At 67.9% G+C, this 19,354-nt stretch carries 17 protein-coding genes; 8 read left to right on the top strand and 9 right to left on the bottom strand.

What is annotated here, in order from left to right:
- Together AC07RV_RS22220 and ffh are read right to left on the bottom strand one after the other, a co-directional pair.
- Complete coding sequence (locus AC07RV_RS22220; RefSeq protein WP_296780773.1) at positions 1-465, bottom strand: hypothetical protein; 465 nt, start codon at positions 463-465, stop codon at positions 1-3.
- Positions 466-642: 177 nt separating this feature from the next.
- The gene (gene ffh, locus AC07RV_RS22225; RefSeq protein ID WP_208508242.1) at positions 643-2,031 is read right to left on the bottom strand and encodes a signal recognition particle protein; all 1,389 of its coding nucleotides are present in this window, start codon (positions 2,029-2,031) and stop codon (positions 643-645) included.
- Positions 2,032-2,157: 126 nt separating this feature from the next.
- On the opposite strand from ffh, the gene AC07RV_RS22230 reads away from it, so the two are divergent.
- From AC07RV_RS22230 to AC07RV_RS22265, 8 genes are all read left to right on the top strand, one after another.
- Positions 2,158-2,967, top strand: a complete 810-nt coding sequence (locus AC07RV_RS22230; protein WP_093353466.1) for a cytochrome C assembly family protein — start codon at positions 2,158-2,160, stop codon at positions 2,965-2,967.
- A gap of 9 nt (positions 2,968-2,976) precedes the next feature.
- On the top strand, positions 2,977-3,228 hold the full coding sequence (locus AC07RV_RS22235) for a PP0621 family protein (protein WP_093353463.1): 252 nt from the start codon (positions 2,977-2,979) through the stop codon (positions 3,226-3,228).
- Positions 3,229-3,256: 28 nt separating this feature from the next.
- On the top strand, positions 3,257-4,963 hold the full coding sequence (locus tag AC07RV_RS22240; RefSeq protein ID WP_093353460.1) for a two-component system sensor histidine kinase NtrB: 1,707 nt from the start codon (positions 3,257-3,259) through the stop codon (positions 4,961-4,963).
- Between the two features lie 4 nt (positions 4,964-4,967).
- Positions 4,968-6,563, top strand: coding sequence for a sigma-54-dependent transcriptional regulator (locus AC07RV_RS22245; RefSeq protein WP_296780780.1), 1,596 nt, complete (start codon positions 4,968-4,970; stop codon positions 6,561-6,563).
- Complete coding sequence (ampD, locus tag AC07RV_RS22250) at positions 6,550-7,170, top strand: 1,6-anhydro-N-acetylmuramyl-L-alanine amidase AmpD (protein WP_296780782.1); 621 nt, start codon at positions 6,550-6,552, stop codon at positions 7,168-7,170. The genes AC07RV_RS22245 and ampD overlap by 14 nt, the downstream gene beginning before the upstream one ends.
- 350 nt (positions 7,171-7,520) lie before the next feature.
- On the top strand, positions 7,521-10,439 hold the full coding sequence (locus AC07RV_RS22255) for a ribonucleoside-diphosphate reductase subunit alpha (RefSeq protein WP_093353452.1): 2,919 nt from the start codon (positions 7,521-7,523) through the stop codon (positions 10,437-10,439).
- Positions 10,440-10,653: 214 nt separating this feature from the next.
- Positions 10,654-11,877, top strand: coding sequence for a ribonucleotide-diphosphate reductase subunit beta (locus tag AC07RV_RS22260; protein ID WP_208513489.1), 1,224 nt, complete (start codon positions 10,654-10,656; stop codon positions 11,875-11,877).
- Positions 11,878-12,074: 197 nt separating this feature from the next.
- On the top strand, positions 12,075-12,575 hold the full coding sequence (locus AC07RV_RS22265) for a histone H1-like DNA-binding protein (protein ID WP_082321630.1): 501 nt from the start codon (positions 12,075-12,077) through the stop codon (positions 12,573-12,575).
- Positions 12,576-12,696: 121 nt separating this feature from the next.
- Here the strand turns inward: AC07RV_RS22265 and AC07RV_RS22270 are convergent, their stop codons facing one another.
- From AC07RV_RS22270 to AC07RV_RS22300, 7 genes are all read right to left on the bottom strand, one after another.
- A complete protein-coding gene (locus AC07RV_RS22270) occupies positions 12,697-13,602 on the bottom strand; it encodes a carbohydrate kinase family protein (protein WP_093353447.1) in 906 nt (301 codons plus the stop codon).
- A 75-nt stretch (positions 13,603-13,677) separates the two neighbouring features.
- Positions 13,678-15,252: a zinc-ribbon and DUF3426 domain-containing protein gene (locus AC07RV_RS22275; RefSeq protein WP_296780785.1), complete on the bottom strand. Its 1,575-nt coding sequence runs from the start codon at positions 15,250-15,252 to the stop codon at positions 13,678-13,680.
- 88 nt (positions 15,253-15,340) lie between these two features.
- Positions 15,341-16,225, bottom strand: a complete 885-nt coding sequence (gene prmA / locus AC07RV_RS22280; RefSeq protein WP_093353442.1) for a 50S ribosomal protein L11 methyltransferase — start codon at positions 16,223-16,225, stop codon at positions 15,341-15,343.
- A gap of 16 nt (positions 16,226-16,241) precedes the next feature.
- Positions 16,242-17,591 (bottom strand): acetyl-CoA carboxylase biotin carboxylase subunit, encoded by a 1,350-nt coding sequence (accC, locus tag AC07RV_RS22285; protein WP_093353440.1) that lies wholly within the window; start codon positions 17,589-17,591, stop codon positions 16,242-16,244.
- Between the two features lie 2 nt (positions 17,592-17,593).
- Positions 17,594-18,046, bottom strand: a complete 453-nt coding sequence (gene accB, locus AC07RV_RS22290) for an acetyl-CoA carboxylase biotin carboxyl carrier protein (protein ID WP_208513492.1) — start codon at positions 18,044-18,046, stop codon at positions 17,594-17,596.
- Between the two features lie 100 nt (positions 18,047-18,146).
- Positions 18,147-18,692 carry a TlpA family protein disulfide reductase gene (locus tag AC07RV_RS22295; protein ID WP_093353434.1) on the bottom strand — a complete coding sequence of 182 codons (546 nt, stop codon included), beginning with the start codon at positions 18,690-18,692 and terminating at the stop codon, positions 18,147-18,149.
- Positions 18,689-19,288: a hypothetical protein gene (locus AC07RV_RS22300; RefSeq protein ID WP_208513493.1), complete on the bottom strand. Its 600-nt coding sequence runs from the start codon at positions 19,286-19,288 to the stop codon at positions 18,689-18,691. Before AC07RV_RS22300 ends, AC07RV_RS22295 begins: the two co-directional genes overlap by 4 nt.
- Positions 19,289-19,354: the final 66 nt, after the last annotated feature.

The raw sequence follows: 19,354 nt of genomic DNA on the forward strand, positions 1-19,354 counted from the left end.
CTACTTCCCCCCTGCGTTCTTTGCCGCACTCGCCTTTTCCATCGCCAGCTTCAAGGAGGGCATCACACTGCTGACGGCATCGTCCGGGTTCTTGCTCAACTCCTCGATGGTTCCGTAGGACAGGACGCGTTGCGGAGGATCGGCTTCGTAAACGATGACGTATGGCGTAAAGATGGGGATGATGATGGGAACCGGGAAACAGCCTGGAGTACAGACCACGGTCGTGCTCTCGGTGATGCCAGTCTCCACCCGGTAGTGTTGCGCAAGGTAATCGCGATCATTGGCAGAGAACCGGTACTCCAGGTTCACGGATTCAGGCTTGATGTTCTGACGTACGGCCGCCAAGGTATCGCCGCGCTGGACCGCGTTCAATTGCGTACGGCTCAATGGGGGCGCGCTGACGCACCCGGCGAGCAAACCGGCCATCACGAGGACTGGCACCCAGCATCTCTTCGTTTTCAGCATTCTTCCTCCCGGGAAATCGGGCGGGATTATGCATGTCGTCGTTGCTTCCGAAGCGCCACGTGCGCGACCATTCCTCCTGCCTGCGCCACGGTCTTCGGCGCGCACGCATGACCGCCAACGAAGAAGCCCGCCGGGCAATGCCTCGGCGGGCTTCTTTCATCTCGCTCTATATATGGCTCAGAACGGCAGCTTCGGCCCGCCGGGCCCCCCCATCCCGCCCATGCCCTTCATGCCGCCCATCTTCTTCATCATCTTCATGAGGCCGCCGCCCTTCATCTTCTTCATCATCCCCTGCATCTGCTCGAACTCGTTGAGCAGGCGGTTCACTTCCTGAACCTGCACGCCCGCGCCGGCCGCGATGCGGCGCTTGCGCGTGGCCTTGAGCAGCTCGGGCTTGCGGCGCTCCAGCGGCGTCATGCTCTGGATGATCCCTTCCTTGCGGCGGATGTCGCGCTCGGCGCGCGTCATGTCGGCCTCGCTGGCCTTGGCGGCCATCTGCGTGGGCAGCTTGTCCATCAAGCTCGAGAGGCCGCCCATCTGCTTCATCTGCTGCAGCTGGCCGAGGAAGTCGTTGAGGTCGAAGCCCGCGCCGCTCTTGACCTTGGCCGCGAGCTTCTGCGCCGCCGCCACGTCGACGCCGGCCGTGACCTGCTCGACCAGCGCGACGATGTCGCCCATGCCCAGGATGCGGCCCGCATGGCGCTCGGCGTCGAACACCTCGAGGCCGTCGATCTTCTCGCTCACGCCCGCGAACTTGATCGGCACGCCCGTGACCTGGCGCACCGACAGCGCCGCGCCGCCGCGCGAATCGCCGTCGGTCTTGGTCAGGATGATGCCGGTGAGCGGCAGTGCCTCCTTGAAGGCACGCGCCGTGTTGATCGCGTCCTGGCCCTGCATGGCGTCGACCACGAACAGGGTCTCGACCGGGTTCAGCGCGCCGTGCAGCTGCTGGATCTCGGCCATCAGCACCTCGTCGATCGCGAGCCGGCCGGCCGTGTCGACCAGCAGCACGTCGAAAAAGTGGCGCTTGGCGTGGTCGAGCGCGGCGCGCGCGATGTCCAGCGGCTTCTGGTCGGGCGTGCTCGGGAACCATTCGGCGCCGGCCTGCTTGGTGACGGTCTTGAGCTGCTCGATGGCGGCGGGCCGGTAGACGTCGCCCGAGACCGTGAGCACCTTCTTCTTGCGCTTCTCGATCAGGTGCTTGGCGAGCTTGGCGGTGGTGGTGGTCTTGCCGGCGCCCTGCAGGCCGGCCATGAGGATCACCGCCGGCGGCTGGGCCGCGAGGTTGATGTCGGAGACGCCCTCGCCCATGGTGGCGGCGAGCTCGCGGTTGACGATGCCCACCAGCGCCTGGCCCGGCTTGAGCGAGCCCAGCACTTCCTGGCCGAGCGCCTTTTCCTTCACGCGGGCGACGAAGTCGCGCACCACGGGCAGCGCCACGTCGGCTTCGAGCAGCGCCATGCGCACTTCGCGCAGCATGTCCTGCACGTTGCTTTCGGTGATGCGCGCCTGGCCGCTCATCGTCTTGACGAGGCGGGAGAATTTTTCGGTGAGAGCGCTGGCCATGGAGGGGATGCCTTGCTTGCTGCCCCGCTGCGGCGGGACGGATGGGAGAAGTCGCGGGAGACGGGTAGGAGGGAAGCTGGCGCGCGGCACCCGGAAATGCAAGGGTGAGCGGCTAAACTCCGATCGATGATTTTAGCGATCCCCTCCCCACTCGGCGTGGCGCTGGGCATCGCCGCCGCGGCCGCCTACGGTTTTGCCGCCGCCGCAGGCGCCCGGCTGAGCCGGCAGGCCACCCAGTGGGCGCTCGGCCTGGCCTGGCTGCTGCATGCCGCGGTGCTCGGCCATGGCCTGGTCGGCCACGAACCCCGCTTCGGCTTCGCGCCCGCCCTGTCGGTCACGGCCTGGCTGGTGCTCACCGTCTACGCGGTCGAAAGCCGCATGTACCCGCAGCTGCAGGTGCGCCGCGCGCTGGCCTGGCTCGGCGCGGCGGCGGTGCTGCTCGCGATCCTCTTTCCCGGCACGCCGCTGCATGTGTCGGCCTCGCCCTGGCTGCCGCTGCACCTGGCGCTGGGCATCGCCTCGTACGGCCTGTTCGCCGCCGCGGTGGTGCACGCCTGGCTCACGACCCGCGCCGAGAAGCAGATCCGCCTGGCCACCGAGCCGCAGGGCGGCGTGCCGCTGCTGACGCTCGAACGCCTCACCTTCCGCTTCGTGACGGCCGGCTTCGTGCTGCTGTCGGCCACGCTGCTGGCCGGGCTGCTGTTCAGCGAGCAGCTCTACGGCGCCGCGGGCCGGGCCTGGAAGTGGGACCACAAGTCGGCCTTCTCGGTGCTGGCCTGGATCAGCTTCGCGGTGCTGCTGATCGGCCGCGCGCGCTTCGGCTGGCGCGGGCGCACCGCGCGGCGCGTGCTCTACGCGGGCTCGGCGCTGCTGCTGCTGGCCTACGTGGGCTCGCGCTTCGTGCTCGAAGTGGTGCTGGCGCGTCCGCCGGCCTGAAGACACCTCATGAAATACCTTCTCGTCCTCGCGGTGGTCTGGGTCGCGATCTGGCTCTGGCGCAAGAACCGCCGCGAAGAAATGCAGGAGCGCGCCGCCCGCACGCCGCGTCCCGCCGCGCCGCCCGCGGTGGGCGCGCCGCAGGCGATGGTGCGCTGCGCCCACTGCGGCCTGCACCTGCCCGCGAGCGACGCGGTGCGCGGTACCGACGGCACCCCCTACTGCAGCGCCGCGCACCGGCAGGTCGCCGAGCGCGCCTGAACGGCGCCGAGCCGGCTTCGTCGCAGCGATGGGCAGCAGTTCCTCCCTCTGGGCCAGTGGCGAACCGGTCACCGACTGGGACGTGCTGGAGCCCGGCGCGCGCGAGAGCGCCGCGCTGCTGCGGCTGTGGCGCGGCTTCATGGGCGCGCGCTGCTTCGTCGCGCTGGTGCTGGTGCTGCTGCAGGGCGTGAGCTTCGCGCTCGGCCAGACCATGCAGCCGGTGGCGGTGGTGCTGTCGGCGAGCTACCTCGCGGCCGCCGCGCTGGGCGCGCGCTACGTGCATTTCGAGCCGCCGATGCGCGGCTTCGGCGCCACCTGGATGCTGAGCACCGGCGTCGACCTCGCGGTCTTCGCGGCGCTGCAGGTCACGCAGGGCGGCAACATCAACTACACGCCGCTGTTCGCGTTGCCGGTGCTCATGAGCGCGGTGCTCGGCACGGTGATGGTGAGCATGGGCACCACCGCCACCGTCACGCTGCTGCTGCTGGCCGACGCCGCCTGGCACTGGGTGCAGCAGCCCGGCGACTCGCCCGCGCGCTTCGTGCAGGCGGCGCTCACGGGCACCGGGCTGTTCGTGGTGGCGCTGCTGGCGCACGAGCTCGCGCGCCGGCTGGCGCGCGAAGAGGCGGTGTCGCAGCACAACCGCAGCAGCGCGCAGATGCAGGCGCAGGTCAACGACCTGGTGATCGAGACGCTGAGCGAAGGCGTGCTGGTGATCGACGCCGAAGGCCTGGTGCATGCGGCCAACCCGGCGGCCGACGCGATCCTGGGCCAGGGCCTGGGCCAGTTGCGGCTGCCCTTTCCGCTGCATGCCCAGCCGGCCTGGCATGCGCTGGCCGCGCTGGCGCGCCAGACCTATGCGCGCCGCGAATCGCAGTCCGAGGAGATCCCGGTCGCGCAGGCGCGCGGCGCGGCGCGCGAGGTGCGCGTGCGCACCCGCCTCACGCCCTCGAGCGACCAGCGCATGGGCAGCCTGTGCGTGATGTTCCTGCAGGACCTGCGCGAGCTCGAGGCCCGCATCCGCACCGAGAAGCTGGCCGCCATGGGCCGCATGTCGGCCGCGGTCGCGCACGAGATCCGCAACCCGCTGGCCGCCATCACGCAGGCCAGCGCGCTGCTCAACGAGGACCTGACCGATCCCGCGCACCGCCAGCTCACGCACATGGTGCAGCACAACGCGCAGCGCCTGGCACGCATCGTGGACGACGTGCTCGACGTCTCGCGCGCGCGCCAGCAGCGCGTGCTGTCGCTCGGCGAGCAGGTGGTGCTCGACCCCACCGTGCAGGCACTGACCGAGGAATGGATGCGCCAGACCCAGCGCAAGGGCGTGACCGTGGTGCTCGACGCGCCGGGCGTGGAGGTGCGCTTCGACGTCGAGCACCTGCGCCGCCTGCTGGTGAACCTCCTCGACAACGCGGCGCGCTACGCGAGCCTGCGCGAGGGCGCGATCCAGGTCGTGACCACGCTGCAGCGCGCGGGCAGCCCGGGCCGGCCGACCCTGCAGGTCTGGAGCGACGGCGCACCGCTCGAACCGGCGGTGCAGCGCCACCTGTTCGAACCCTTCTTCTCGTCGGAGAGCCGCTCGAGCGGACTGGGCCTGTTCCTGTGCCGCGAGCTGTGCCGGCGCCACGGCGCGGCCATCGGCTACGAGCGGCGCGCGCTGGCGGGCGAAGCGCCCGAGGGCAACGAATTCTTCGTCGGCTTCGCCGCGAGCGAAAACCGGCTGACACAATAGCGGCGTGAGCAGCTCCCATCCGCCCTCCCAGCGTCCCGCGCAGATCCTCGTCATCGACGACGAACCCGACCTTCGCACGCTCTACGAACTCACGCTGCTGCGCGAAGGCTACCGGGTCGAGGCCGCGGGCAGCGTCTCCGAAGCCTGGCAGCACCTCGAGGCCACGCGCTTCGACGCCGTGATCACCGACATGCGGCTGCCCGACGGCCAGGGCATGGAGATCATCCAGCGCATCCAGAAGAACCAGCGCAGCGAGCGCTGCGTGGTGATGACCGCCTACGGCTCGGCCGAGAACGCGGTCGAGGCGCTGAAGGCCGGCGCCTTCGACTACCTCACCAAGCCGGTCGACCTGAAGCAGTTCCGCGCGGTCGTCGCCTCCGCGGTGCAGGCGCAGCAGCCGCCACCGGTCGCGCAGGCCGCGGCGCGCCCGGCCAAGGCCGCCGATGCGAGCGACGGCACGTCGGCGCTGGCCGCCGCGGGCAGCGCAGGCGCTTCCGCGCTCGAGCGGCTGGTCGGCGATTCGGAGCCGATGCGGCTCGTGAAGTCGCGCATCGCCAAGGTGGCGCGCGGCATGGCGCCGGTGCTGGTGCGCGGCGAATCGGGCACCGGCAAGGAGCTGGTGGCGCGCGCGGTCCATGCCTGCAGCCAGCGCAGCGACGGTCCCTTCGTCGCGGTGAACTGCGGCGCGATTCCCGAGAACCTGCTCGAGGCCGAATTCTTCGGCGCGCGCAAGGGTTCGTACACCGGCTCGGCGCAGGACCGCGACGGCTACTTCCAGGCCGCGCGCGGCGGCACGCTGTTCCTCGACGAGATCGGCGACCTGCCGCTGGCGATGCAGTCCAAGCTGCTGCGCGCGATCCAGGAACGCAGCGTGCGGCCGATCGGCTCCACGCAGGAAGACGCGGTCGACGTGCGCATCGTGAGTGCCACCCACAAGGACCTGCACGCCGAGGTGCAGGCCGGCCGCTTCCGGCAGGACCTGTTCTATCGGCTCAACGTGATCGAGATCGCGGTGCCCGCGCTGCGCGAGCGCCGCGAGGACCTGCCCGCGCTGTGCGTCGCGCTGCTCGCGCGCATCGCGCAGGACGGCGGACTGCCCGCGCCGCGCCTGTCGGACGCGCTGCTGCGGCAGCTCGCGCAGCATCCGCTGCACGGCAACGTGCGCGAGCTCGAGAACCTGCTGCACCGCGCGGTCGCGCTCTACGACGGCGACGAACTGCAGCTCGACCTGATGGATGGCGCGGGCGGCGGCTGGATGACGGCCGCGCCCGGACCTGCCGCGCCACAAGCCGCGAGCGCCGCGACGACGCCGGCGCCGCTCGCGCAGCCCGAGGCTTTCGACACGAAGCCCGTCGTGGCCGCGCCGCCGCCCGCGCCGCGCCCCGTGGTGCCCACGCCGCTGCCCTCCGACCTGCAGGCCTACCTCGATCAGCAGGAGCGCGAGATCCTCGTGCGCGCGCTGCACGAGAGCGGCTTCAACCGCACGGCCGCCGCCGCGCGCCTGGGCATGAGCCTGCGCCAGATCCGCTACCGCATCGCGCGCCTGGGCATCAACACGCCCAACGGCGACGATGGCGCGAGCAGCCATGTCGACGACTGAAGACGGCCTGCGCGCCTCCGCGGGCGATGCGCTCTGGCGCGACGGCTGGTACCGCTTCGCGAAGGCGCTGCCCTCGCCCAACTTCGGACCGCGCCCCGCGCCGGCACGCGAGCGCATCGACCTCGTCGTGCTGCACTCGATCAGCCTGCCGCCCGGCGAGTACGGCGGCGACGCGGTGCAACGGCTCTTCACCAACCAGCTCGACTGGGACGCGCATCCTTACTTCGAAAGCATTCGTGGGCTCGAGGTGTCCTCGCATTTCTACGTGCGCCGCAACGGAGAACTCTGGCAGTTCGTGAGCGGCGACGATCGCGCGTGGCATGCGGGCGTGTCGTCGTGGCGCGGCCGGGACAACTGCAACGACGACTCGATCGGCATCGAGCTCGAGGGCCTCGAGGGCGGGCCGTTCGAGGACGCGCAGTACGAGACGCTCGCGAGCCTCGCCGCGGCGATCGCGCAGCACTATCCGATTGCGCACATCGCGGGCCACGAGCACATCGCACCGGGCCGCAAGCAGGATCCCGGCGCCGGCTTCGACTGGCATCGGCTGCGCGATCATCTCGGCTGGGGTCCACACATGTTTCCCTCGCAGGTGGTGGAACGCTAATTTTTTCAATCGCTGCACGCCGTGCGATGCCCTGGGCTCGCAGTGCAGCAATCGCTCCATTCGCAAGCGCGATGCGTAGCAACCATGCGCCTTGCAGGCCCAAATCGGCTCGAAAGCCGCATGGAACGTGGGTTGCGAGAGGATGATCCACTGTTCATGCGGCATGGATGGCCGCGAAGCGCGGAAACAGCTTTCTCCTCCCTCTTGAAGCCTGAAGGAAAACGCTACATCTAGTGGGTTGTACACCCCCCGCACCCTAGATATAGTGTGTCCCGGCCGGCCTCAGAGCCGACGAAGCGGCCCCAGCAGCGCCGCTCATCCAACAAGAATTGCCAACCGAGAGGAAGCGAATGCAAACAGCACTGAATACACCTACCGCCGCGCGTGCCATCCCCTCCACGCCGCCCCAGTCCCCCCGCGACACCGCCGGTTCGCCCACCGGACAGAACCTCGCGCACTACCAGATCATCCGCCGCAACGGCGCCGTGGTCCCGTTCGAGCCGAACAAGATCGCGATCGCGATGATGAAAGCCTTCCTGGCCGTGCATGGCACCCAGGGCGCGGCCTCGGCCAGCGTGCGCGAGACCGTCGACGCGCTGACCCAGGCCGTCGTGAAGGCGCTGGTGCGCTCGCGTCCGGGCGGCGGCACCTTCCACATCGAAGACGTGCAGGACCAGGTCGAACTGGGCCTGATGCGCGGCGGCCACCAGGAAGTGGCGCGTGCCTACGTGCTCTACCGCGAACGCCGCACCCAGGAACGCGCGAAGCAGGGCGAGCAGGATGTGCAGGTCGCAGCGCCCGCGCTGCACGTGCTCGACCGCGGCGAACGCGTCGCGCTCGACCTCGGCGAACTCAAGGGCCTGATCGAGTCGGCCTGCCAGGGCCTGGGCGACAGCATCACGGCCGCGCCGATCGTGGCCGAGACGATGCGCAACCTGTACGACGGCGTGCCGCTCGACGAGGTCTACAAGGCCTCGATCCTCGCGGCTCGCACGCTGATCGAGAAGGATCCCGACTACACCTTCGCCACCGCGCGCCTGCTGCTGCACACGATCTTCAAGGAGATCGTCGGCCGCGAAGTCATGCCGGCCGACCGCGCCACCGCCTACGCCGACTACTTCCCTTCGTTCATCAAGAAGGGCGTCGAGAACGAGCTGCTCGACGAGAAGCTGCTGCAGTACGACCTGCCCCGCCTGGGCGCGGCGCTGAAGGCCGAGCGCGACAACCAGTTCGACTACCTCGGCCTGCAGACCCTGTACGACCGCTACTTCCTGCACGTGCGCAAGAGCCGCATCGAGCTGCCGCAGGCCTTCTTCATGCGCGTCTCGATGGGCCTGGCGCTCAACGAGATCGACCGCGAAGCCCGCGCCATCGAGTTCTACGAAGTGCTGTCGTCCTTCGACTTCATGTCGAGCACGCCGACGCTGTTCAACAGCGGCACGCTGCGCTCGCAGCTGTCGAGCTGCTACCTGACCACCGTGCCCGACGACCTCGACGGCATCTACGAGTCGATCAAGGAAAACGCGCTGCTCTCGAAGTTCGCGGGCGGCCTGGGCAACGACTGGACCCGCGTGCGCGCGCTCGGCAGCCACATCAAGGGCACGAACGGCGAATCGCAGGGCGTGGTGCCCTTCCTCAAGGTGGTCAACGACACCGCCGTGGCCGTGAACCAGGGCGGCAAGCGCAAGGGCGCCGTCTGCACGTACCTCGAAACCTGGCACCTCGACATCGAGGAGTTCCTGGAGCTGCGCAAGAACACCGGCGACGACCGCCGCCGCACGCACGACATGAACACCGCCAACTGGATCCCCGACCTGTTCATGCGCCGCGTGATGGAAAAGGGTTCGTGGACGCTGTTCTCGCCCTCGAACGTGCCCGACCTGCACGACCTGTTCGGCGCCGACTTCGAGAAGGCCTACGTCGCCTACGAAGAGAAGGCCGCGCGCGGCGAGATCAAGCCAAGCCGCACCGTGCAGGCCACCGACCTGTGGCGCAAGATGCTCACGATGCTGTTCGAGACCGGCCATCCCTGGATCACGTTCAAGGACGCCTGCAACGTGCGCTCGCCGCAGCAACACGCCGGCGTGGTGCACTCGTCGAACCTCTGCACCGAGATCACGCTGAACACCAGCGACACCGAAACCGCGGTCTGCAACCTCGGCTCGGTCAACCTGCTGCAGCATCTGAAGGACGGCAAGGTCGACCAGGAGAAGCTCAAGAAGACGATCTCGACTGCGATGCGCATGCTCGACAACGTGATCGACATCAACTACTACGCCGTGAAGAAGGCGCGCGACTCGAACCTGCGCCACCGTCCGGTCGGCCTGGGCCTGATGGGCTTCCAGGACGCGCTGTACGACCTGCGTATTCCTTACGCCTCGCAGGAAGCCGTGCAGTTCGCCGACGAATCGATGGAAGCGATCTGCTACCACGCCTACTGGGCCTCGACCGAGCTGGCGCGCGAACGCGGCAAGTACTCGAGCTACAAGGGCTCGCTGTGGGACAAGGGCATCCTGCCGATCGACTCGCTCGACCTGCTCGAGAAGGCACGCGGCGGCTACGTCGAGGTCGACCGCTCGTCGACCCTCGACTGGGACGCGCTGCGCGCCAAGATCAAGGCCGACGGCATGCGCAATTCGAACTGCGTGGCCATCGCCCCGACCGCGACCATCTCGAACATCATCGGCGTGGACGCCTCGATCGAGCCCTGCTTCGGCAACCTCTCGGTCAAGTCGAATCTGTCGGGCGAATTCACCGTGATCAACCACTACCTGGTGCGCGACCTCAAGCGCCTGGGCCTGTGGGACGACGTGATGGTGATGGACCTGAAGCACTTCGACGGTTCGCTGCGTCCCATCGACCGCGTGCCGCAGGACGTGAAGGCGCTCTACGCCACCGCGTTCGAAGTCGAGACGACGTGGTTGGTGGAAGCCGCCGCGCGCCGCCAGAAGTGGATCGACCAGGCGCAGTCGCTGAACATCTACATGGCCGGCGCCTCGGGCAAGAAGCTCGACGACACCTACAAGCTCGCATGGCTGCGTGGCCTGAAGACCACCTACTACCTGCGCACGCAGAGCGCGACGCACGCCGAGAAGTCGACGGTGCAGTCGGGCCGCCTCAACGCGGTGTCCTCGGGCAACGACGCACCGTCGGGCATGAGCGCACTCGAGGCCGCGGCTGCCGCAGCGAAGGCACAGATGAGCGCGATCCCCGCGACCGACATCGCCTTCTGCGGTGTCGACGATCCGACCTGCGAAGCCTGCCAGTGATGCACGCAGCGCACCGCGAACACAGCGCGGTGCGCTGCACTACGAAGAGTGAGGCGCATGCGATGTCGTGCGATGACGGAGGCCACTTGAAGGCGTTGACCGACATCGCGCGATGCATGCGAGCAACATAACAACCACATAAATGGAGTGCGATGTGAACGAGCACTTTGCAACTCACATCGTTGCTCGGATAATTTGAGCATTGGATTTTTCTATGTTGACCTGGGACGAAGAAGTCAAGCCCTCCTTGCCAAAGGACATGCAACAAGGTTTGCATCACCACTCCTCGACCGGCGCTGCCGCCGGCCGTGCGGTGGATGTGTCGGCTTCATCGATGGCACAACCTTCGCTGCAACCCGTGCAGCAGCCTGCCCGCCAGGCCGCGCCCGCATCGAGCGGCGCCAGCGCTCCGGCTGAAACGCGCCGCGTCAGGGCCGCCGACAAGCGCATCATCAACGGCGAGACCGACGTCAACCAGCTGGTGCCGTTCAAGTACAAGTGGGCGTGGGAAAAGTACCTCGCCACCTGCGCCAATCACTGGATGCCGCAGGAAGTGAACATGACGCGCGACATCGCGCTGTGGAAAGACCCGAACGGCCTGACCGAAGACGAGCGCCGCATCGTCAAGCGCAACCTCGGCTTCTTCGTCACCGCCGACTCGCTGGCCGCCAACAACATCGTGCTGGGCACCTATCGCCACATCACGGCGCCCGAATGCCGCCAGTTCCTGCTGCGCCAGGCCTTCGAGGAAGCGATCCACACGCACGCCTACCAGTACATCGTCGAGTCGCTCGGCCTGGACGAGAGCGAGATCTTCAACGCCTACAACGAGGTGCCGTCGATCCGCGAGAAGGACCAGTTCCTGATTCCGTTCATCGACGCGATCAGCGACCCGAACTTCAAGACCGGCACGCACGAGACCGACCAGACGCTGCTCAAGTCGCTGATCGTGTTCGCCTGCCTGATGGAAGGCCTCTTCTTCTACGTCGGCTTCACGCAGATCCTCGCGCTGGGCCGCCAGAACAAGATGACCGGCGCCGCCGAGCAGTACCAGTACATCCTGCGCGACGAGTCGATGCACTGCAACTTCGGCATCGACCTGATCAACCAGCTCAAGCTCGAGAACCCCGGCCTCTGGACGGCCGAGTTCAAGGCCGAAATCAAGGCGCTGTTCATGCGCGCCGTCGAGCTCGAATACAAGTACGCCGAAGACACCATGCCCCGTGGCGTGCTCGGCATGAACGCTTCCATGTTCAAGGGCTATCTGCGCTACATCGCCAATCGGCGCGCGCAGCAGATCGGCCTCGAAACGCTCTTCCCGAACGAGGAAAATCCGTTCCCGTGGATGAGCGAGATGATTGACCTGAAGAAAGAGCGCAATTTCTTCGAAACCCGCGTGATCGAATACCAATCGGGTGGTGCGCTCTCCTGGGATTGAATATTTCGATAACAATAAATGAATTCAAGAATTGCCCTTGCCACCGACTGCGCCGAAGAGCGCGGCATGGATGAGGGCTCAGGTGTTCATGGTGCTGGAGCACGGAATCCAACGCCATGAATCACTCCAGCGCTACCAACATGCGCGGAGTGCTTCAATAGGTTGATTTTTTCAACTTGATCAAGGAGAAAACAGAAATGGCAACTGCAAAGAAAGCACCGGCTAAGAAAGCCGCAGCGAAGAAGGCTCCGGCCAAGAAGGTCGTAGCGAAGAAGGCTCCGGCCAAGAAGGTCGCCGCCAAGAAGGCTCCGGCCAAGAAGGTCGCTGCCAAGAAGGCTCCGGCCAAGAAGGTCGCTGCCAAGAAGGTAGCCGCGAAGAAGGTCGTCGCGAAGAAGGCTCCGGCGAAGAAGGCAGCTCCGGCGAAGAAGGCCGCAGCGAAGAAGGCACCGGCGAAGAAGGCCGCTGCCAAGAAGGCGCCTGCGAAGAAGGCTGCCGCCAAGAAGGCCCCTGCCAAGAAGGCTGCGGCCAAGAAAGCCGCGAAAAAGCCCGCTGCCAAGCCTGCCGCTGCTGCCAAGAAGCCTGCTGCGAAGAAGGCTGCCAAGGCACCCGCCAAGGCCGCTGCTGCGCCCGCTCCCGCTGCGCAGACGACGCTGAATCCCCAGGCAGCTTGGCCGTTTCCCACGGCCAGCAAGCCCTGAGTTTTCTCGGCAGCCCTGAAAAGGCATCAAGCCCGGCACCGCAAGGTGTCGGGCTTTTTCATTGGGCAAAGACGATCGCGAAACGACGAGGCGGCGGCATCCACCGCCGCGCCATCGCCCGTCAAGCCAGGCCGAGTGCCTGGCGATCGACCTGGTAGTTCTGCGGGCCGCGCTGCGCGATCTTGAGCGCGCCGACCTGGTTGCCGAGTGCCGCGCACTGCGCGAGCGGCCAGCCCTTTTCCAGACCGAACAGCAGCGCACCGCGCCATGCGTCGCCGCAACCCGTGGGCTCGATCACCGCGGTCGGCACCACGCCCGGCACATGCTCGCGCTCTCCGTTCGTCCACACCTCGCAACCCTCGGCCGCGAGCGTGACCACGAGGCCGCGCACGCGCTGCGAGATTTCCGCCAGGCTCCAGCCCGTGCGCTGCGACAGCATCTTGCCTTCGTAGTCGTTGACCACCACCCAGCTCGCGAGCTCGACGAAATGCTTGAGCGCCTCGCCGTCGAACATCGGCAGGCCCTGGCCCGGATCGAACACGAAGGGAATGCCGGCGGCCGCGAACTGCTCGGCATGCTGCAGCATCGCCTCGCGGCCATCGGGCGCGACGATGCCGAGCCGGATGTCCTCGCGCGCCGCAACCTTCGTGATGTGCGCCTGCTGCATCGCGCCCGGATGGAAGGCCGTGATCTGGTTGTTGTCGGCGTCGTTCATGATCATCGCCTGCGCGGTGAAGGTGTCGTCGAGCTGGCGCACGAACTCCGTGCTGATGCCCAGCGAGCGCATGCGCTCGATGTAGTCGGCGCCATCGCTGCCGAGCGTGGCCATCGGCAGTGCCGTGCCGCCGAGCGCGTTGAGGCTGTAGGCGATGTTGCCGGCGCAGCCGCCGAAGTCGCGGCGCAGGCCCGGCACCAGGAAGGACACGTTGAGGATGTGCAACTGGTCCGGAAGGATCTGGTCGGCGAACCGGCCCTCGAAGGTCATGATGGTGTCGAAGGCGAGGGAACCGCAAATCACTGCTGCCATGGGCTGATCCGTTGAGGTGAGGAAAAGAAAAATGGGAGGAAGGCGTGGAGGCGAAACCGGCGGCTCGCCCCAGGCCTAGGGATAGAAAGCTTCCACGCGATAGCCCGCGATCGGCGGCAAGGCGTCCGCCTCGGACGCCGTCAGCGTCATCGGCAGCGAAGCCGCGCGTTCGCCGCGCGCCGCGAGCACCACAGGCGCGCCATAGTCCGACGGCGAGAGCACGCGCCGCACCACGGCACGCTCCTGCGTGTCGAGCAGCACCAGCTCGATCGACGGCATCGCGAGCGGCACCGCGGCGTTGTTGCGCAGGTTGAAGCTGAGCCGGTAGTCGTTGCCGCCGCTCTTCTCGCGCGCGAAGGCCGCGCCCTCGATGACGATGTCGCCGATGCGGCGCAGCGGCGCGAGCTCGCAGCCCGTCGCCTGGCACAGCGCGGCCAGTGCGGGGCGCAGCGAAGGCTGGCGCGCGACGATGCCGTCGCGCTCGTGCCGCAGGACCTGCACGGCGAGCAGCAGGACCGCGAGCACCGCGAGCGCGATCAGCCCGCGGCGCGTGCCGATGCGCTGCCAGAGGGACTTCGGTCGATCGTCGCTCTCGTCCTCGTCCGCCTCGTCGGTGAAGCGATGCGCCGCGCGATCCTCGGTCTCGTCCGCCGCGTCGAGCACGGAGGCGAAAGGCAGCAGCGCGGGGTCCTCGCTGTTCGCACGCGCCTCTCGTTCGTCGCGTTCGTCGCGTTCGTCGCGCGCCTTGGCGCTGGCGGCGATCTTGGCCGACCTGGCGCGCGCCCTGCGCAGCGCCTTCTGCATCTGCAACTGGTCCTTGCCGTCGCCCGCCTCGGGCGCATCGGCGTCGTCGCGCTCGAGCTCGGCGTCCTCGTCGCTGTCTTCGTCGGAGCCGGAACGGCGCAGCGTTGCGAAGCCCGCGGGCTTGCCATTTGCCGGCGCCGCGGCCGCATCGGATCGACGCGTCCACACCGCGGGCAGCGGCGGCACCGGTGCGGGCGGCGGCGATGGCGGCGCGGCGAGGTTGAGGTCGATGTCGGGAAACGGCGGCAGCGAACTCGGCGGCGGCCGCCATGGCGGCTCGCGCGCCTCGAGGTCGGACCAGGGCTCGTCGGCGACGATGCCGTGCGCGGGCAGCGTGAAGTCCGCGCTGTCGCGCACTTCCGGGGACTGCGGTGGCGCGGGCGGTGGCGACGGCTCGGGCTGCGCCGGCGGCGGATCTTCGTTGACTTCGTCGTCGAGGAAGTCGGACTCCTCGACCTGCGGCGGAGCCGGTGCGAAGGAAGGCGGCGCCGACAGGCCGTCGAATCCGCCGGCCGGCTCTTGCGGCGGCGCTGCGCCCTCGTCGGCACGCGCATCGAATCCGAAGCCGGTGTCGATGGAAGGGGCCGCGGCCGCTGGCGGCGTCGAAGCCTCGGGTTCAACGGGCTCCGCGCTCGGCGCGACCGCCGGCGCCGATGGCGCCTGTTCCTGCGGCGGTGCGACACCACCCGGTCGAGCCACCCCATCGGGCGTCTCGTGCAGATCGAGCGTCGCATCGAACACATGGCTGCAGCGACCGCAACGCACCCACCCGTCCGAGATCCGGAGCTGGTCGCGCACCACCTTGAAGGTGGTGGCGCAAGCGGGGCAACGCGTGACGAGGCTCATGAGGGGGCGATTGTAGGGTTGGGCCCTCGGCGCGACGTGGTGCCGGCAGCGCCGTTTGCGCCGGGCCGCGGCCCCGGCGCGAACGCGTTCAGCGGCGTGCCGTCATGAGGATCCAGCCGTCCTCGCTGTCGCTGACTTCGAGCGCCACGTAGGGCGCGTACGCTTCCTTCAGCTCGTCGGCCTGGCGCTCGAGGATGCCGGCGAGCACCAGCGAGCCACCGCTCGCCACGCGCTCGCACAGCAGCGGCGCGAGCACCTTGAGCGGGGTCGCGAGGATGTTCGCGAGCACCGTGCCGTACTGGCCCTGCGCCGCCTCGGGCAGGCCCGTGTGGAGCGTCACGCCGTTGGCCTCGGCATTGAGGCGCGTCGAGCTCACGGCGGCCTCGTCGATGTCGACCGCGTCGATCTCGCTCGCACCGTACTTCGCGGCACCGATGGCCAGGATGCCGGAGCCGCAACCGTAGTCGAGCACGCGCTGGCCCGCGAGCGCGCCGCGGGTCGCGATCCAGCGCAGGCACATGCGCGTGGTGGGATGGGTGCCGGTGCCGAAGGCCAGGCCCGGATCGAGCCGGATCACCTGCGTGGCCTGCGCCGGCGCCTCGTGCCAGCTCGGCACGATCCAGAACTCGGGCGTGATCTCGACCGGCGCGAACTGCGACTGCGTGAGCCGCACCCAGTCCTGGTCCTGCAGCTCGGCGATGCCCAGCAGCGTGCAGCCTTCGAAGAAATCCTGCAGCGCGAGCACCGAGCCCGCGTCGCGCGCCAGCTCCTCGGTGGCGAACAGCGCGATCACGCGCGAGCGCTGCCAGCCCTCCTTGGGCGGCGGCATGCCGGGCTCGCCGAACAACGCCTGCTCGGCATCGGTCTGCGCGTCGGCGTCCTCGACCGAGATGCTCAGTGCGTCGAGCGCATCGAGCGCATCGCCGAGGGACTCGATGCGCTCCTCGGGGGCCAGCAGGCGAAGTTCGAACATGGCGGGCAGGGACGGCTCAGCGCTTGTGCGCGGCCAGCCACTCTTCGAGGTAGTGGATGTTGGTGCCGCCGGCCATGAACTTGGCGTCGACCATCAGCTCGCGGTGCAGCGGGATGTTGGTCTGGATGCCTTCGATCACGGTCTCGTTGAGCGCGGTGCGCATGCGCGCCATGGCCTGCTCGCGGGTGTCGCCGAAGACGATGATCTTGCCGATCATCGAGTCGTAGTTCGGCGGCACGAAGTAGTTGGTGTACGCATGCGAATCCACGCGCACGCCCGGACCGCCCGGCGGGTGCCACATCGTGATGCGGCCCGGCGACGGCGTGAACTTCCACGCGTCCTCGGCGTTGATGCGGCACTCGATCGCATGGCCGTGCATCTGGATCTGGCGCTGCGTGAACGGCAGCTTCTCGCCGGCCGCCACCATGATCTGCGTCTTCACGATGTCGATGCCGGTCGTGAGCTCGGTCACCGGATGCTCCACCTGCACGCGGGTGTTCATCTCGATGAAGTAGAACTCGCCGTTCTCGTAGAGGAACTCGAAGGTGCCGGCACCGCGGTAGCCGATCTTCTTGCAGGCGGCCGCGCAGCGCTCGCCGATCTTCTCGATCAGCTTGCGCGGAATGCCCGGCGCGGGCGATTCCTCGATCACCTTCTGGTGGCGGCGCTGCATCGAGCAGTCGCGCTCGCCGAGGTAGACCGCGTTGCGGTGCTTGTCGGCCAGCACCTGGATCTCGACGTGGCGCGGGTTCTGGAGGAACTTCTCCATGTAGACCGAGGGATTGTTGAAGGCCGCCGCGGCCTCCGCCTTGGTCATCTGGATCGCGTTGATCAGCGCGGCCTCGGTATGGACCACGCGCATGCCGCGGCCACCGCCGCCGCCCGCGGCCTTGATGATCACCGGGTAGCCGATGGCGCGCGCGATGCGCTTGTTGGCCGTGGCGTCGTCGGAGAGCTCGCCGTCGGAACCGGGCACGCAGGGCACGCCAGCCTTGATCATGGACTGCTTGGCCGAGACCTTGTCGCCCATGGTGCGGATGTTGTCGGGCGTCGGCCCGATGAACTGGAAGCCGCTCTGCTCGACGCGCTCGGCGAAGTTGGCGTTCTCGCTCAGGAAGCCGTAGCCGGGGTGGATCGCCTCGGCATCGGTCACTTCGGCCGCCGAGATGATGGCCGGCATGTTGAGGTAGCTCAGCGACGAGGGCGCCGGGCCGATGCAGACGGCTTCCTCGGCCAGCTTGACGTACTTGGCCTCGCGGTCGGCCTCGGAATAGACCATCACGGCCTTGATGCCGAGCTCGCTGCACGCGCGCTGGATGCGCAAAGCGATCTCGCCGCGGTTGGCGACCAGGATCTTCTTGAACATGGTCACTCGATGATGAACAGCGGCTGGCCGTATTCGACCGCCTGACCGTTTTCTCCGAGGATCTGGGTGACGGTGCCGGCCTTGTCGGCCTCGATTTCGTTGAGGATCTTCATCGCCTCGATGATGCAGAGCGTGTCGCCCTCGTTGACCTTGCTGCCGACCTCGACGAAGGCCGGAGCGCCCGGGCTGGCCGAGCGGTAGAAGGTGCCCACCATCGGGGACTTCACCGGGTGGCCGGCCGGAGCGGCCTCGGCCACGGGTGCGGCAGGTGCCGCTGCGCCGGCGGGAGCTGCTGCCACGGCGGGCGGTGCCGCCAGGGTCTGCACGTACTGAACGGGGGCGGCACCGCCGCCCTTGACGATGCGGACCTTGCCTTCGGTTTCAGTGATTTCCAGTTCGGAAATATTCGATTCGGACACCAGATCGATCAGTGTCTTGAGTTTGCGCAGATCCATGGGACTCCAGTGCCGGGTTTTCCGGTTATTAGGATACAACTAGGCCGAACATCGTTGATTGTCGGCTTTCGGCGGTTAACGCCGACCTGTGTATCTAATTCTAACTGTGAACGAGTTCACGTCGCCAACCCTCCAGGTCGGCCTCTTCGAGCTTGCCCATTTTACGGGCCGCCACCGAACCGTCGGCATTCAGCACCAGCGTGAACGGCAGGCCGCCGCCGGTGTTGCCGAGATTCTTGACCAGTTCCGTGCCCTGCAGCCCGGCCAATCCGGTCGGATAGGTGACCGGCGTGCGCTGCAGGAACTTGCGCACAGCGCTCGGCTGATCGATCGCCAAGCCGACGACTTGCCATCCGTTGGCACCATGATCGCGAAAGAAGCGATCGATCATCGGCATTTCTTCGACGCACGGCGGGCACCAGGTGGCCCAGAAGTTGAGCAGCACCGGCTTGCCGCGCAGGCTGGTCATGGCGAGCTCGCCGCCCTCGGGCCGCTCGAAGCGCTGGGCCCAGAAATCGGCGCCGAGCGTCTCGCCGGCCGCGCCGCTGCCGCGATGGCGCCACCAGGCACCACCGAGGCCGGCCGCGGCGGCCACCACCGCCACGCCGCCGTACAGCAGGCCGCGTCGTGTGGTCGAAGAAGTCATCCGTTGTCCTTTTCTCTTTCAATCAGCCGCCGCAGCGCCGCCAGGTCGCCGCGCGGCGAACGGCCCTGGGCGTCGGGCTTGAGCGCGCCGCGCAGGTCGTCGAGGTCGTAGACCAGCAGGTGCACGCCGATTTCCTCGCCGAGGGCCCGGCTCGGCGCATGCACGCTCAAGGCCTCGACCTGCTCGCCATGGAAGCCGGTCACCATGCGCGGCTCGTAATCCACGTGATGGTCGATCAGCGCGATCTCGGCCGACTTCGAATCATCGCAGAACAACTGAATATAAATGTCTGACAGCCGGGTGGCCGTGCCGTGCCAGACGGCGCCGCCCACATGGGGCCGGAACACGGCCATCCGCTCCATCCACTCGAGCGCCAGCAGGCGCAGCGCCTGGAGTTCCTTGGGCTGGGTGTCGGCGCAGAACAGCGCGATGTAGTCGCGGACCTCGGCCTCGACATCGTCGTTGTTCGGCAACGCGGTGCGCGCCGACAGGCCCAGGTCACGCAGCGCCCGGCGCTTGGCCGGGCCGTATTCGAGCCCCTCCTCGACCACGAGACGGGCGGCGGTGGCGGCGATTTCGCGCTTGGACGTGTCCATCGGGGCATTTTGCCCGCAGAGCATGGTCCGTACGATGAACATCAGTACCGCGGCCAAGGCCGTGGC

It is taken from the genome of Variovorax sp. GW821-FHT09B01, from assembly GCF_059418345.1.